The following is a 14,586-nucleotide window of genomic DNA, read 5'->3' on the forward strand; positions in this document are numbered from 1 at the left end:
TGGTCGGGGGCCGCCCCCGCCGCCCCTCTCTCTGGACCCCACGCGGGCGCGGTAGCCCCGGCGCAGGCCGGGGCGGGGGGGGGCCGCCCCCCCCCCCCCCCGCGGGGGCCCCCGCCGTATGTCCAGGTCCGGGAGGACGGAACTCCCGCAGGGGCGGCACCACCGCGTTCCACGGCGAACATTTTGGGCGAACTGTCTGCGTCCACGCCGGTGCACAGCGTTGACCAGCACCGGTGGCGTGAGTAACTTCCGAATTCGACCGAATTCGCGGTGAACAGTTTTCGCAGTCAAGTTCCGCTCCGCAGGGAGGCCAACGTGAAGACCCGAGCGCGCCGCGGCGTTGTCACGCTCAGCGCCATCGCCATCGGCGCCGCGGCCCTTTTCGCGACCGGTGGTGCCGCCGCTCCGCAACAACGGCTGTCACCTGCCGAGCTCCTCCAGCAGATGACGCTGGAGGAGAAAGTGGGCCAGTTGTTCGTGACCTACGCCTACGGACGCACGGCCGACACCGCGCACCCGACGAACAAGGAGGAGTTCGGCGTCGACACCCCGGCGCAGGTGGTGCAGAAGTACCACCTGGGCGGCATCATCCACTTCGCCTGGACCGACAGCCTCTACGACCCGAAGCAGATCGCCGAACTGTCCAACGGATTGCAGAACGCCGCGGTGACCTCCGGCGCGCGGGTGCCGCTGCTGATCTCCACGGACCAGGAGCAGGGCCAGGTCACCCGGATCCTGGAGCCCGCCACCCAGTTCCCCGGCAACATGGCGCTCGGCGCCGGTCGCAGCGTCGACGACGCCGGTCAGTCGGCCGCGATCACCGGGCAGGAACTGCGGGCGATGGGGCTGAACCAGAACTTCGCACCGAGTGGGGACGTCAACGTCAACCCGGCGAACCCCGTGATCGGAGTGCGGTCGTTCTCCTCCGATCCCGCGCTGGCCGCGCAGTTCACCGCCGCGCAGGTCCGCAGCTACGAGGACTCGGCGCCGCCGGGCGAGACGGTGTCGGCGGCGGTCAAGCACTTCCCCGGCCACGGCGACACCAACCAGGACAGCCACACCTCGCTGCCGGTGATCGAGCACGACCGGCAGCAGTGGGAGCAGTTGGACGCGCCGCCGTTCAAGGAGGCGATCGCCGCCGGGGCGGACACGGTGATGAGCGCGCACATCGTGGTGCCCAAGCTCGATGATTCCGGCGAACCGTCCACGCTGGCACCCAAGGTGCTCACCGGGATGCTGCGCGACGAACTCGGCTACCAGGGTGTGATCGTCACCGACTCGCTGCAGATGGACGGGGTCCGGCAGAAGCACCCGGACGCCGAAATCCCGGTGCTGGCGCTGAAAGCCGGGGCCGACCTGATGTTGATGCCGTTCAACGTGCAGACCGCCATCGACGGCGTAATCAACGCGGTGCGCACCGGTCAGCTCACCGAGCAGCGCATCGACGAGAGCGTGGCGCGCATCCTGGCGTTGAAGTCCGCTCGTGGCGTGCTGGACAACCCCTTCGTCGATGTGTCCAAAGTGGATCAGATCGTCGGCACGCCGGAACACCTGGCAGCGGCGCAGGGCATCACCGACCGCACCACGACCGTGCTGCGCAACGACGGGATGCTGCCGCTCAAGTCGCCGGGGACGATGTTCGTGACCGGGGCTGGTGACAAGGCGACCGCCGCGCTGGCCGAGCGGATCAAGGCGCGCGGGCCGCAGGCGTCGGCGTTGGCGACCGGTCTGCAGCCGACACCGGAGCAGATCAACCAGGCCGTCGAGGAAGCCAAGCGCCACGACGTCACGGTGGTGCTGACCAACGCCGCCTGGAGTGCGACAAATGCGACGCAGCTCGACCTGGTCCGCGCCTTGCAGCAGACCGGAAAACCGGTGGTCGCGGTCGCGGTCCGGGATCCCTACGACGCGGCCTACGTCGACTTGCCCGCCTGGATCGCCACTTACTCGGACAAGGCGGTGGCGATGGAGTCGCTGACGAAGGTGCTCTTCGGGGAGATCGCTCCGGTCGGCAAGCTGCCGGTCCCGGTGCCCGACCCGAACCAGCCCGGTGTCGACAAGTACCCGTTCGGCCACGGCCTGGGCTGGTCGGGGTCGTGAGCGGCGAAGCGGGCTCCAGCCCTACAACGCACTCACGACTAACGCGGCGTGGCCTGCTGACCGCCGCCGCGTTGTCGGTGCCCGCGGCGGGCATCGCGGCGAGTTCCGCGTGCGCTGCTGCGCCGTCCACCAGCCCCGGCTCCGACGTCCGGACCGGGGCGGACGTGCTCGCCGCGCGGAACTGGGAGGACGTCACCGGCCGTCGGATCGGCGTGGTGACCAACCCGACCGGCGTGCTGGCGTCGCTGGAGCACGTGGTGGACGCCATGCACGCCAGCGGAGCGGTCAACATCGTCGCGGTCTTCGGGCCGGAACACGGATTTCGCGGCACCTCGCAGGCAGGTGGTTCGGAAGGCGATTACCGCGATCCGCGCACCGGTCTGCCGGTGTTCGACGCGTACGGTGCCGATGCGGCGAAGCTGGCCGAGATGTTCCGCAAGGCGGGCGTCGAACAGGTCGTGTTCGACATCGCCGACGTGGGCGCCCGCTTCTACACCTACATCTGGACGATGTACACCGCGATGCAGGCCGCGCAGCAGACCGGCGCGGCGTTCCTGGTGCTCGACCGGCCGAATCCGATCGGCGCCCAGGTGGCCGGTCCGCGACTGGACCCGCGATTCGCCTCCGGGGTCGGGCTGCTGCCGATCGTGCAGCAGCACGGCATGACGGTCGGCGAGCTGGCACGGATGTTCGACCGCGAGTACCTGCCGAGCCCGTTGCCGCAGCTCAACGTGGCTCGCGTCGAAGGCTGGCGGGGGCGTGGCACGGACACCGGGCTGCCGTGGGTGCCGCCCAGCCCGAACATGCCGACGCCGGACACCGCCGCGGTTTACCCCGGCACCGGGCTGTTCGAGGGCACCCTGCTCTCCGAAGGCCGAGGCACCACCAGGCCGTTCGAGATCATCGGCGCGCCCGGCATCGACTGGCGGTGGGCGGAGCAGCTCAACGCCGCTGGGCTCGACGGCCTCCGGTTCCGCGAAACGTACTTCGTTCCGACGTTTTCCAAGCACGCCAACTTGACCTGTGGTGGAGTGCAGCTGTACCGCTCCGGTGAGATCGACGCGATCCGCGCCGCGGTCGCCATGATCGTCACCGCGCGGCGGCTGTACCCGCAGGTCTTCGGCTGGCGGCCGGACAACATGATCGACAAGTTGTCAGGCTCGGACCGGTTGCGCACGATGGTCGATGCGGGGGCCGACGTGCCGGAGATCGTCGACGCCTGGCAGGACGAGGCCGCCGACTTCCGGCGACAACGCGAGCCATATCTGCTGTACCGCTGAGGGGGAAGCAATGGCCAAGACGATTCTGTTGGCGACGGCCCTGCTGGCGGTCACCACGCTGGCGGGCTCGGCAATGGCGTCGCCCGGCCACGTGCACGGCCGTTTCGACCGCCCCGAGCAGGGATTCGCACCCGCCAGCACCCTGCTGCGCGACGGCACCCCGGAAGAAGCCGGGCTCGACCCCGGCCCGCTCGACGCGGCGCTGCGGCAGATCGCTGGTTGGACGAACAAGACGCCCGACCTGGAGCATCCGATGTACGCGGGCGCGGTGAGCCTGGTCGCGCACGACGGCATCGTGGTGCGCCGCGAGGCGGTTGGGCAGGAAGTGCGCTACGCGGACCGCCAGGGCACCGAACTGCCCCCTGAGCAGCAGGACCCGATGCGTCCCGACACGATCTTCGACGCCGCCTCGCTGAGCAAGCTGTTCACCTCGATCGCGGTGCTGCAGGCGGTCGATGACGGCAAGGTGCGGTTGGACGCGCCGGTGGCCGAGTACCTGCCGGAGTTCGGCGTCAACGGCAAGCAGTCGATCACCGTGCAGCAGTTGCTCACCCACACCTCGGGTCTGCAGGCCGAGGTGAAGCTGTGGAAACTGCCACCGGAGCAGCGGATTCCGGCGATCATGCAGCTGACGCCGGAATTCCCGCCGGGCACCCACTACACCTACTCCGACCCGAACATGATCACGCTCGGCCTGCTGGTCCAGCGGGTCAGCGGCGCGCCGCTGGACCAGGTGGTGGCGGGGCAGATCACCGAGCCGCTCGGGATGTCCGACACCGGCTACAACCCGCCCGCATCGAAGCTGCACCGCATCGCGGCGACGGAGGACGAAGTCGATCCGCCGCGCGGCATGCTGCGCGGGCAGGTGCACGACGAGAACGCGTGGTCACTGGGCGGAGTCGCCGGGCATGCCGGGATCTTCACCACCGCCGACGACCTCTCGGTGCTGGGCCAGGCGCTGCTCAACGGCGGCAGCTACGACGGCCACCGCATCCTGTCCGAGCACAGCGTCGAGGCGATGCTGACCAACTTCAACAGCGCTTTTCCCGGCAATGCGCACGGTTTGGGCTTCGAGCTCGACCAGCGCTGGTACATGGCGGGGCTCAGCGCACCGCACACCGCGGGCCACACCGGTTTCACCGGGACGTCGCTGGTGATCGATCCGGCGTCGCGTTCAGTGGTCGTGCTGCTGACCAACCGCGTGCACCCGTCGCGGGACTGGGGATCGAACAACCGCGCCCGCCAGGCGCTGGCGCAGGGGTTGGCGGAGGCTCTGGCCGTGAAGCCAGCCCGTGGCTCGCAGTCGTGGTTCGCCGAAGGCCCCGGCACGTTGACCACCGATCCGCTCGGGCCGGTGAGCGGCGACATGCAGGTGTCGTTCAACGCCTTCGTGGACACCCAGCGCGACGCCGACGGCGCGGATCCGCTGTTCGTCGAGTCCAGTGTGGACGGCGTTGGCTGGCAGCCGGTGACGTTGCAGGCGTCCGGCCCCGGTGCGCCCGACGAGCCGCAGGGTTCGCTGGCCGGGGCGGGGCACCGCAGTTGGTGGAAGGTGCAGGGCACGGTCAACGCGACTGCTGGGCAGCAGGTGCGGCTGCGGTGGCGCTACGCGCTGGACGACCAGTACGCCGGGCGCGGGGTGAACGTGGACGGCATCCTCGTCGCCGACCGCAACGCGACCCTGTTGGACGGCGAACTCGAAGCCGCCCGCCTGCACCCCGACGGCTGGGTCGCCACCAGCCGCTGACCAGTCACGGCGGCTGGGGTCCGCCGCGCAAAGCGAGTTACGGCAGGGGTTCCCAGCGGGTGGTGTCGGATTCGGCGATGGCGCGGCCGAACTGGACGTCGGCGAAGTGGATGCCGAAGCCGATCGTGTTCGGCTCCCGGAGTTCGCGCACCAAGTCCAGCCGGGAGCGGATCGCCTCGGCGCGGTCGGTGTCGATCCACACCGGCCAGGTCGGGTTGCCGATCTGCACCGCACTGTGCAGCGCGTCGCCGATGACGATCAACCGCTGGCCACCGGAGGTGATCGTGTACGAGGTGTGGCCGGGTGTGTGGCCGAACGAGTGCCGCGCCCGCACGCCGGGGAAGATCTCCTGTCCATCGTGGACGGTTTCGACCTGAGCACCCATCCTGTCCAGCATCTCGTCCGTGACGTCCGGGGCGTGCTCGTCGCGCCGCTGCCATTCCTGCTCGGAGACCAGCAACCGAGCCGTGGGGAAGGCACCGTGGTGCACCCAGCCGATGTGGTCGGTGTGCAGGTGGGTGATCGCGACGGCTTCGATCTCGTCGGGCGCGCGCCCCAGCTTCCCCAGGTTGTCCAGCAGGTCGCGCCCGCGGATGGCGCCGATGATCGGGTTCTGCGGATCGTCCGGGAAGGCCGACGGCCCGAAGCCCGCGTCGATCAGCACCGCCCGCGAACCCCGTTCGACGAGCAACCCGCCGATGCTGGCGACCAAGTGCCCGGTTTCGCCGAGGTGCCGCGCGTGCTCGCGCCAGTCGTCCTCGGTCGTCTCCTGGAACCAACCACGCGGTTTGAGTCCCACCACCCCGTCCGGGACGTAGCTGACCCGCAGATCACCGAGCTCGATTGAGCGGATTCCGGCCGCCGTGTTCCAGCGCTGCTCATCACTCATGCCAAGTAACTTACAACTTGAACAATTACAACTGCAACAGTTCTAGCTTGCCGGACCAGTCACACGCCGATGTCTCGTTGACGAGCCCCCATCAGGGGAGCCGCTCGACTCGCGGCGCGTCCCGGCGGCGGGCAATGTCGGGCCGACGAAGCCGAAACCGTCGGAGGGAGCCGAAGTGTCCGCGATTCCGCAAGACCGCGAGGACATCCTGAGCAAACGCACGTTCGCGCACGTGGCCACCATCGGGCCGCACGGCGAGCCCCAGTCCAATCCGGTGTGGATCGACTGGGACGGCCGCTACCTGAAGTTCAGCCAGACCAAGAACCGGCAGAAGTACCGGAACCTGCGGCGGGAGCCGCGCATTTCGATCTCCGCGCACGACCCCGACCAGCCCTACCGCTACGTGGAGGTGCGCGGCAAGGTCGCCAAGATCGAGGACGATTCGAACAACGCGTTCATCAACAAGATGGCGAAGAAGTACCTCGACGAGGACGAATACCCGTGGCCCCAGCCCGGCGAGGAGCGCGTGGTCATCTACGTCGAACCCGAGCACTCGACAGCCCAGTGAACGCCCGGATCAGGTGATGAGCGAAGGGCACCTTCGACCGGCTTACCCGGTCAAAGGTGCCCTTCACCTGGTTACGTCGCCGGGAGGACGTGGGTGCCGGTGCGGTCCGTGGTGAGGCATAGGGAGCAGATGAGCGTGTCGGGTTGCGCGGAGGCGAGGACGTCCGGGCGCTCGAAGTCCTGCTGGCAGACGTCGCAGGTGTAGGTGGTGGCGACCGGTGTGCCCTCGGCGTCGAAGCGGGGTTCGGCGATGCCGTCGTCCGTGCGGCGCAGGTAGTAGCGGCCCCGCGTGACCACCGCCATCAGCGGGGTCAGCACTGCCGCGATGACCACCGCCGCGATCGGCGAGTACGGCTGGATCGTCGCGCCGAAGGCACCGAAGTACATCGCGATCGAGATGATCGCCGAGGCCAGGAACGCCACCACGCCGACCGGGTTCACCGCGTACAGCATGCCGCGGCGGAACTCCGGCTCCTTCGGCGACAGCTTCAGCACGTACTTGTTGATCAGGATGTCGGTGGCCACCGTGACCACCCACGCGATCGCGCAGTTGGCGTAGAAGCTGAGCACCGAGTTCAGGAAGGCGAACATGTTCGCCTCCATCAGGACCAGCGCCACCAGCAGGTTGAGCAGCACGAACACGATCCGGCCCGGGTAGCGCTTGGTGATCCGGCTGAACGAGTTGGTCCAGGTCAACGAGCCGGAGTAGGCGTTGGTGACGTTGATCTTCACCTGGCTGAGCACCACCAGCACCACCGCCAGCGGAATCGCCAGCCAAACCGGCATGAACAACTCGTAGATGCCCATGAACTGCTGCACCGGCTCGGTGGCCGCCGCACCGGCCACGCCCATGATGAAGAACGCCAGGAACGCCCCGGTGGCCTGTTTGACCGCGCCGAAGACCACCCAGCCCGGACCGGCCACCAGCATCGAGGCCCACCAGGACCGCTTGTTCGCCGCGGTGCGCGGCGGCATGAACCGCAGGTAGTCGATCTGCTCGCCGATCTGCGCCATCAGCGACAACGCCACCCCGGCACCGAGCATCACCGATGCGGCGTTGAGCCCGCTGGCGTCCGACCCGGTGAACGCCAGCCAGGAACTCACCGAGCCCGGATCGACGATCACCAGGTAACCGATCGGGCCGACCATCAGCAGCAGCCACAGCGGCGTGGTCCACACCTGGAGCTTGCTCAGCGCCTTCATGCCGTAGATGACCAGCGGCACCACGATCAGCGTCGTGATCAGGTACCCGAGCCACAGCGGCACCCCGAGCCCGACCTTCAGGCCCTGCGCCATGATCGCGCCTTCGGTGGCGAAGAAGATGAAGGTGAAGCTGCCGAAGATCACGCTGGTCAGCACCGAGCCGTAGTAGCCGAACCCGGAGCCGCGGGTGATCAGGTCGAGGTCGATGTTGTAGCGCGCGCCGTAGTAGGCCAGCGGCAGCCCGGTGACGAAGATGATCACCGCCGCGACCAGGATCGCGACCAGCGCGTTCAGCGTGCCGTAGCTCAAGCCGATGCCCGCGCCGATGGAGAAGTCGGCGAGGTAGGCGATGCCGCCCAACGCCGTCGTCGCCACCACGCTCGGCTTCCAACGCCGATAGCTGCGCGGCGCGAAGCGCAGCGTGTAGTCCTCCAGCGTCTCCCGCACCGCCTGGTCCTTCGGCGGACCCTTCCGCGTCGTTCCGACGACCATCCGCTGCCTCCTCCCGAACGCACGTGCGGACGGCAGTGTTGGTCATGGATGTTTCCGCCATGAACAACAGAGGTTTCCGGTGCATGACGCCGGGTGTGAAATGCGTCGGCGCGCTACTGGACGGACAATTACCCCTTTCGGAGTAGTTGGGTTCAGATGCAACCTGGGTATGAAGTTGCCCCGTCTACCCGAAGGAAACCCAGAAGAGGCCCATTGACCTGCACAAGCAGCGGTTAGTAAGTTTCCCACATGGTCACTGACGACACGTTCCGCGAATCGGGCGAGGGCAGTCCGCTCGTCAAGATCCGCTCCCTGCTGCCCGGCCTCGCCCGAGCCGAGCAGCGCGTGGCCAACATCGTGCTCGCCGATCCCGCCTCGATCGCCCGGCGCAGCATCACCGAGGTGGCCGAGGCCGCTGGCACCAGCGAGACCACCGTCACCCGGTTCTGCAAGGCGATCGGCGTCGGCGGCTACCCGGACCTGCGCATCGCGCTGGCCGCCGACACCGCCCGCACGTCGACCCGCGACCGCGAACTGGGCAGCGACATCGCACCCGACGACGACATCGGGCAGATCATCGAGAAGGTCGGCTACGCGGACGCCAAGGCCGTCGAGGAAACCGCGGGGCAGCTGGACCCCATGGTCCTGCAGCGGCTCGTCGACGATGTGGCCCAAGCCCGCCGCATCGACGTCTACGGCGTCGGCGCCAGTGCCTTCGTCGCGCTCGACCTGCAGCAGAAGCTGCACCGCATCGGTCTGACCTGCTTCGCCTGGTCCGACACGCACAACGCGCTAACCTCGGCCGCGGTGCTCCGCGAGGGAGATGTCGCCATCGGCATCTCGCACACCGGTGCCACCGCGGAAACGGTCGAGGCGCTGCGCGAAGCGCGTCGGCGCGGGGCCACCACGGCCGCGCTGACCAACTTCGCGCGCTCACCCATCACCGAAGTCGCCAGCCACGTGCTGACCACTGCGGTGCGCGAGACCACCTACCGCTCCGGCGCGATGGCCAGCCGCATCGGCCAGCTGACCGTGATCGACTGCCTGTTCATCGGTGTCGCCCAACGCCACCTGGACCAGGCCAAGTCAGCGCTGGAGGCCACCTACGAGGCAGTGGGCGGCCACCGCCTGGGCAGCCGACCGGACCGTCGGCGGCAGAAGGAGACGTGAATGCGCGAGGACTACCCGCGTCCCGACCAGATGTCCCCGCAACAGCCGCAGGAGGCGTGATGAGCCGGGAGCGCGCGGTGCGCGTGGACGCTCCAACCGAACGCAACAACCCCAGGACCAGGGACATCGACCTGCTGCCAACCTTGGACATCCTGCACGTCCTCAACGGCGAGGACCGGACGGTGCCGGTGGCGGTCGGCCGGGTGCTGCCGGAGTTGGCCAGCGCCGTGGACATGGCCGTCGCGGCGCTGCGCGCCGGTGGCCGGGTGCACTACGTGGGAGCGGGTACCTCCGGGCGGCTCGCGGTGTTGGACGCCGCCGAGCTGGTCCCGACCTTCAACGTGCCGCCGAACTGGATCGTCGCGCACCAGGCGGGTGGGCCCGACGCGTTCCGGCACGCCGTGGAGAACGCCGAGGACGACACCGAATCCGGCGCCACCGCGATCCGCGAGAACGCCACCGGCGTCGACTTCGTGCTCGGGCTGGCCGCGTCCGGCCGCACCCCGTTCGTGCTGGCCGCGCTGGACGCCGCGCAGCGCCTCGGGGCGCGGACCGGTTTGGTGACGTCGAACCCGGACGTCGGGGACGTGCCCGCCGACGTGGTGATCGCGGTGGACACCGGGCCGGAGCCGATCACCGGCTCGACCCGGATGAAGGCGGGCACCGCGCAGAAGCTGGTGCTCACCTCGTTCTCCACCGCGGTGATGATCCGGATGGGGCGGACCTACTCGAACCTGATGGTCAGCATGCTGGCCACCAACGCGAAGCTGCGCGGCCGGACGATCAGCATCCTGCAGGAGGCGACCAACGCCTCCGAGGAGGCTTGCGCTGCGGCGCTCAACGCAGCCGACGGAGATCTCAAAACCGCGTTGGTGCACTTGCTCACCGGCGTCGACGTGGAGCGAGCGGCGGCGGCGTTGGCGGTCTCCGACGGCCACGTGCGCGACGCCCTGCAAGTCCTCGCGAAGCGATAGCCGGTCGTGAGTGCGAAAGCGGGCTCCAACCCGCTTTCGCACTCACGAGAGGTTGTTGGCCACGTTGCGGAAAGCGTCGGCCAGCAGGGTCCAGAAGCGGTCCGCGTCGAGCGTGGTGGCCACCTCGGCGTTGTGCCGGTCGGCCGGGGCCCTGAAGTCGGTGACCGTCATGCCCGAGGTGAACCGGCCCTGCGTTTCGACGTCGACGCGGGCCGACACCGTCTGGACCAGGCTCGGGTCGATCACGTACGCGATCGCGCACGCGTCGTGGATCGCCGGGCCCTCGTCGCGGTAGCTGATGTGCTGGCCGTAGAAGTCCAGGCACGGCGTGATCAGCTCCGACCCCAGCCGTCCGAGGTCGGTGAACCGCGTCCGCACCGCCGCGTTCGCCCGCGCCTGGTGGGTCAGGTCCAGCCCGATCATGACCGTCCGCCAGGGCGCGCCGAACGCGACGGCCGCCGCCTCGGGGTCGGCGATGATGTTGAACTCGGCGGCCGGATTCCGGTTGCCCCTGGTGTAGGAGCCGCCCATGATGACGAATTCCCCGACCCACTCGGCGATCCGCGGTTCCTTGCGCAGCGCGAGCGCGATGTTGGTCAGCGGTCCGATCGCGACCAGGCTGATCTCGCCGGGCGCCGCGGCCAGGGTGTCGATGATGAAGTCGACCGCGTGCTGGTCGCTGAGCTTCGATTTCGGCTCGGGCAGCACGACGTCGCCGAGGCCGGTGTTGCCGTGCACGTCCCCGGCCGTCAGCTGCTCGCGCACCAACGGCTGTCCCGCGCCGCGCGCCACCGGAACGTCCATGCCGTAGAAGTCGTGCAGCCGCAGTGCGTTGTCGGTGGTGTGCTCCAGCTCGACGTTTCCCCCGACGGTCGTGACGCCGACGACCTCCAACCCCGGATTGCCGTGCGCCAGTGCCAACGCCAGCGCGTCATCAATTCCGGGATCGCAGTCGATCAGAACCTTCTTCACCGCAGCCAACCCCTTTTCCTCCGACCATTCTCCCGTGCGGTTCCGATTGGAACCGAGTCCATTCGAGCACGCGTCAGCCCTCCTGGACCGCGTCGGCGATGGATTTCGCCTCCCGCGCTCCGGATTCCAGGGCCTTGCAGCAGTACACGATCCAGGCCGCGACCTGCTCGGGATCTCCGGTGGCGAAGCCCAGGGCCAGCCCCGCGTACTCCTGCTGCCGCCGGAAGTACGCGACCTCCGGCACCACCAGCCCCTTCGGATCCAACCCGCTGCCGATCACGCTCAGCCGCGCCGCGGCCCGCGCGATCACACCGTCGGCGGTCCCGAAGGGCTGCAACGCGAGGAGTTCGCCGTGCACGACAGCGGCCAGCACCGGCCCCGGCCCCTGGGCCTGCCGATCGGTGATGATCTCGGCGAGCAGGTCGAGCCGCTCGGCGATCACCGGGGCGGCACGCGGACGTCCGAGCCGGTCCGGGTCGTCGATCAAGTCGGCAGCCGCGAGCACGTGCATCCGGGCCAGCGCCTGTCGCGGCGCGCGCTGCCAGGTGGGCAGCAGCGCGCCCATCGCCTCGGCGATCCGCAGCGATCCGGCCAGCATCGGATCGGTGACCTCCCCGGACTCCGGGATTTCCGCCGCGCCACCGGCGATGGCCGCCGACGCGCGGGCGGCGCGCACCGATGCCTCGGCCGCCGTGGTGGGCCAGCCCCGCCGGTTCGCCGGGTGCCGGTGCACTTCGTCGATCGCCGCGCGCGCGGCGGCCACGGCATCGGCGACGCCGTCCAACTCCAGCAGCGGTGCCAGCGAAGGCGAAGGCTTGTTGGTCACGCCCGACGACGCTACCGGCCCTGCCCCGCTGCCCGTCTGGGCTGCGACATGTGACACAGTGACCGCGCCGCAGCCCTGCGTGTCGCGGCGGATTCGGACCGTATGTCGGATTGGTCTAAACCATTTGCTCGAACCCTCTGTTGCCGTGAGCCCGATCGCACTACGGTTCCAATAGCACTGGCGACCCCATCACCAGGGAGGTTCTCGGTAATGAGCCAGCCCGACGGGCACAGCAATACGCTCAGCAACCTGCTCACCGAAAGCAGGACATTCCCGCCGTCCGAGGAATTCGCGGCGCAGGCGAACGCCACGTCGGCGCTGTATTCGGAAGCGGACGCTGATCGGGAGGCGTTCTGGGCGAAGCAGGCGGAACGCCTGCATTGGGAAACCAAGTGGGACCAGGTTCTGGATTGGTCGAACGCGCCATTCGCGAAATGGTTCGTCGGCGGCAAGCTCAACGTCGCTTACAACTGCGTGGACCGGCACGTCGAAGCCGGTAACGGCGACCGGGTCGCCATCCACTGGGAGGGCGAGCCCGGCGACACCCGCACGATCACCTACGCGGAACTGCAGCGGGAAGTTTCCCGCACCGCCAACGCGCTGACTGCGCTCGGCGTGGGCGCGGGCGACCGGGTGGCGATCTACTTGCCGATGCTGCCCGAGGCGGTGTTCTCGATGCTGGCGTGCGCCCGCCTGGGTGCGATGCACAGCGTGGTCTTCGGCGGCTTCTCCGCGGAAGCGCTGCGGACCCGGATCAACGACGCCGCGGCGAAGGTCGTCATCACCTGCGACGGGCAGTACCGGCGCGGCAAGGCGATGCCGCTGAAGGCCAATGTGGACGAAGCCGTCGCCGACACCCCCAGCGTCGAGCACGTGCTGGTGGTCAAGCGCACCGCCACCGAGGTCGAGTGGCACGACGAGCGCGACAAGTGGTGGCACGACGTCGTCGAGGGCCAGTCGGACGTGCACGACCCGGAGTCCTTCGACGCCGAGCACCCGCTGTTCATCCTCTACACCTCGGGCACCACCGGGAAGCCCAAGGGCATCCTGCACACCTCCGGCGGCTACCTGACCCAGGCCGCCTACACGCACTACAACGTCTTCGACCTCAAGCCCGAGTCGGACGTCTACTGGTGCACCGCGGACATCGGGTGGGTCACCGGGCACACCTACATCGTCTACGGACCGCTGGCCAACGGCGCCACGCAGGTGATCTACGAGGGCACCCCCAACGCTCCGCACGAGGGCCGCCACTGGGACGTCGTGCAGAAGTACGGGGTGACGATCTACTACACCGCGCCCACCACGATCCGCACCTTCATGAAGTGGGGCGCGGACATCCCCGCGAAGTACGACCTCTCGTCGCTGCGGGTGCTGGGCAGCGTGGGTGAGCCGATCAACCCCGAAGCATGGATCTGGTACCGGGAGAACATCGGCGGGAACGGGACCCCGATCGTGGACACCTGGTGGCAGACCGAGACCGGCGCGATCATGATCTCGCCGCTGCCCGGCGTCACCACCGCCAAACCCGGCTCCGCGCAGGCCCCGCTGCCGGGCATCTCGGCGAAGGTCGTCGACGAGACCGGCACCCAGGTCGGCAACGGCGGTGGCGGCCTGCTGGTGCTGGACAAGCCCTGGCCGTCGATGCTGCGCGGCATCTGGGGCGACGAGGAGCGCTACCGCGACACCTACTGGGCGAAGTTCGCGGACAAGGGCTTCTACTTCGCCGGGGACGGCGCCAAGTACGACGACGACGGCGACATCTGGCTGCTGGGCCGGGTGGACGACGTCATGAACGTCTCCGGGCACCGGATCTCCACCACCGAGGTCGAATCCGCCCTGGTCTCGCACCCGAACGTCGCCGAAGCCGCGGTCGTCGGCGCCAGCGACCCGACCACTGGCCAGGGCATCGTCGCCTTCGTCATCCTGCGCGGCGGGGTCGACGACGCCGCCAGCGGCGAAGCCGCGCTCAAGGCGCTGCGCGACCACGTCTCGCACGAGATCGGCCCGATCGCCAAGCCCCGGCAGATCATGGTCGTGCCGGAACTCCCCAAGACCCGGTCCGGCAAGATCATGCGCCGCCTGCTGCGCGACGTCGCGGAGAACCGCGAGGTCGGCGACGTCACCACGCTCGCCGACTCCTCGGTCATGGACCTCATCTCCAAGGGGCTGAGCTCCTCCAGCGACGACTGATCGAGCACCACGTGGCGGCGCCCTCCCCGCCGGGAGGGCGCCGCTTTTTATCGAGGGTGCGCGGATTGGCCGCTGCTGGGTGGGGGGGGGGGGGGGGGGGGGGGGGGGGGGGGGGGGGCACGCCCCCCCCCCCCCGCCCCCCCCCCCCCCCCGGGGGGGGGGGGGGGGGGGGG

The 14,586-nt window shown here is 69.1% G+C and carries 11 protein-coding genes; 7 read left to right on the forward strand and 4 right to left on the reverse strand.

Annotation, left to right across the window (positions count from 1 at the left end):
- The first annotated feature begins 315 nt into the window (after window positions 1-315).
- The 3 genes from MOQ72_RS42420 to MOQ72_RS42430 are packed head-to-tail and all read left to right on the forward strand — an operon-like array spanning window position 316 to window position 5,127.
- Complete coding sequence (locus MOQ72_RS42420) at window positions 316-2,100, forward strand: glycoside hydrolase family 3 protein (protein ID WP_242191672.1); 1,785 nt, start codon at window positions 316-318, stop codon at window positions 2,098-2,100.
- Entirely contained in the window at window positions 2,097-3,380 is a 1,284-nt protein-coding gene (locus tag MOQ72_RS42425; RefSeq protein ID WP_242191673.1) for an exo-beta-N-acetylmuramidase NamZ family protein, read from the forward strand. Before MOQ72_RS42420 ends, MOQ72_RS42425 begins: the two co-directional genes overlap by 4 nt.
- A 10-nt stretch (window positions 3,381-3,390) precedes the next feature.
- Window positions 3,391-5,127 (forward strand): serine hydrolase domain-containing protein, encoded by a 1,737-nt coding sequence (locus tag MOQ72_RS42430; protein WP_242191675.1) that lies wholly within the window; start codon window positions 3,391-3,393, stop codon window positions 5,125-5,127.
- Window positions 5,128-5,164: 37 nt separating this feature from the next.
- Here MOQ72_RS42430 and MOQ72_RS42435 read toward each other — a convergent pair whose 3' ends face one another.
- Window positions 5,165-6,016, reverse strand: a complete 852-nt coding sequence (locus tag MOQ72_RS42435; protein WP_242191677.1) for an MBL fold metallo-hydrolase — start codon at window positions 6,014-6,016, stop codon at window positions 5,165-5,167.
- A gap of 175 nt (window positions 6,017-6,191) precedes the next feature.
- Here MOQ72_RS42435 and MOQ72_RS42440 point away from each other — a divergent pair, with 175 nt between their 5' ends.
- Window positions 6,192-6,584 carry a PPOX class F420-dependent oxidoreductase gene (locus tag MOQ72_RS42440; RefSeq protein ID WP_242191680.1) on the forward strand — a complete coding sequence of 131 codons (393 nt, stop codon included), beginning with the start codon at window positions 6,192-6,194 and terminating at the stop codon, window positions 6,582-6,584.
- A 71-nt stretch (window positions 6,585-6,655) separates the two neighbouring features.
- On the opposite strand, the gene MOQ72_RS42445 is transcribed toward MOQ72_RS42440, so the two are convergent.
- Window positions 6,656-8,278: a purine-cytosine permease family protein gene (locus MOQ72_RS42445; protein ID WP_242191682.1), complete on the reverse strand. Its 1,623-nt coding sequence runs from the start codon at window positions 8,276-8,278 to the stop codon at window positions 6,656-6,658.
- Window positions 8,279-8,527: 249 nt separating this feature from the next.
- Between MOQ72_RS42445 and MOQ72_RS42450 the strand changes: the two genes are divergently transcribed.
- Entirely contained in the window at window positions 8,528-9,448 is a 921-nt protein-coding gene (locus tag MOQ72_RS42450) for a MurR/RpiR family transcriptional regulator (RefSeq protein ID WP_242191683.1), read from the forward strand.
- 59 nt (window positions 9,449-9,507) lie between these two features.
- On the forward strand, window positions 9,508-10,422 hold the full coding sequence (gene murQ / locus MOQ72_RS42455; protein ID WP_277955498.1) for an N-acetylmuramic acid 6-phosphate etherase: 915 nt from the start codon (window positions 9,508-9,510) through the stop codon (window positions 10,420-10,422).
- A 42-nt stretch (window positions 10,423-10,464) separates the two neighbouring features.
- Here murQ and MOQ72_RS42460 read toward each other — a convergent pair whose 3' ends face one another.
- Together MOQ72_RS42460 and MOQ72_RS42465 are read right to left on the reverse strand one after the other, a co-directional pair.
- The gene (locus MOQ72_RS42460) at window positions 10,465-11,394 is read right to left on the reverse strand and encodes a nucleoside hydrolase (protein WP_242191686.1); all 930 of its coding nucleotides are present in this window, start codon (window positions 11,392-11,394) and stop codon (window positions 10,465-10,467) included.
- Between the two features lie 73 nt (window positions 11,395-11,467).
- On the reverse strand, window positions 11,468-12,220 hold the full coding sequence (locus MOQ72_RS42465; RefSeq protein ID WP_242191688.1) for a Fic family protein: 753 nt from the start codon (window positions 12,218-12,220) through the stop codon (window positions 11,468-11,470).
- A 210-nt stretch (window positions 12,221-12,430) separates the two neighbouring features.
- On the opposite strand from MOQ72_RS42465, the gene acs reads away from it, so the two are divergent.
- Window positions 12,431-14,413: an acetate--CoA ligase gene (gene acs, locus MOQ72_RS42470; protein ID WP_242191689.1), complete on the forward strand. Its 1,983-nt coding sequence runs from the start codon at window positions 12,431-12,433 to the stop codon at window positions 14,411-14,413.
- Window positions 14,414-14,586 lie beyond the last annotated feature (173 nt).

The sequence above is a fragment of the Saccharopolyspora soli genome (assembly GCF_022678645.1).
GTDB classification, from domain to species: Bacteria; Actinomycetota; Actinomycetes; order Mycobacteriales; family Pseudonocardiaceae; genus Saccharopolyspora; species Saccharopolyspora soli.

What these genes read in the sequence shown, in the direction of transcription:
- MOQ72_RS42430 (WP_242191675.1), top strand. Translation starts at nt 3,391, where the DNA reads ATGGCCAAGACGATTCTGTTGGCGACGGCCCTGCTGGCGGTCACCACG.
- acs (WP_242191689.1), top strand. Translation starts at nt 12,431, where the DNA reads ATGAGCCAGCCCGACGGGCACAGCAATACGCTCAGCAACCTGCTCACC.
- MOQ72_RS42450 (WP_242191683.1), top strand. Translation starts at nt 8,528, where the DNA reads ATGGTCACTGACGACACGTTCCGCGAATCGGGCGAGGGCAGTCCGCTC.
- murQ (WP_277955498.1), top strand. Translation starts at nt 9,508, where the DNA reads ATGAGCCGGGAGCGCGCGGTGCGCGTGGACGCTCCAACCGAACGCAAC.
- MOQ72_RS42445 (WP_242191682.1), bottom strand. Translation starts at nt 8,278, where the DNA reads ATGGTCGTCGGAACGACGCGGAAGGGTCCGCCGAAGGACCAGGCGGTG.
- MOQ72_RS42435 (WP_242191677.1), bottom strand. Translation starts at nt 6,016, where the DNA reads ATGAGTGATGAGCAGCGCTGGAACACGGCGGCCGGAATCCGCTCAATC.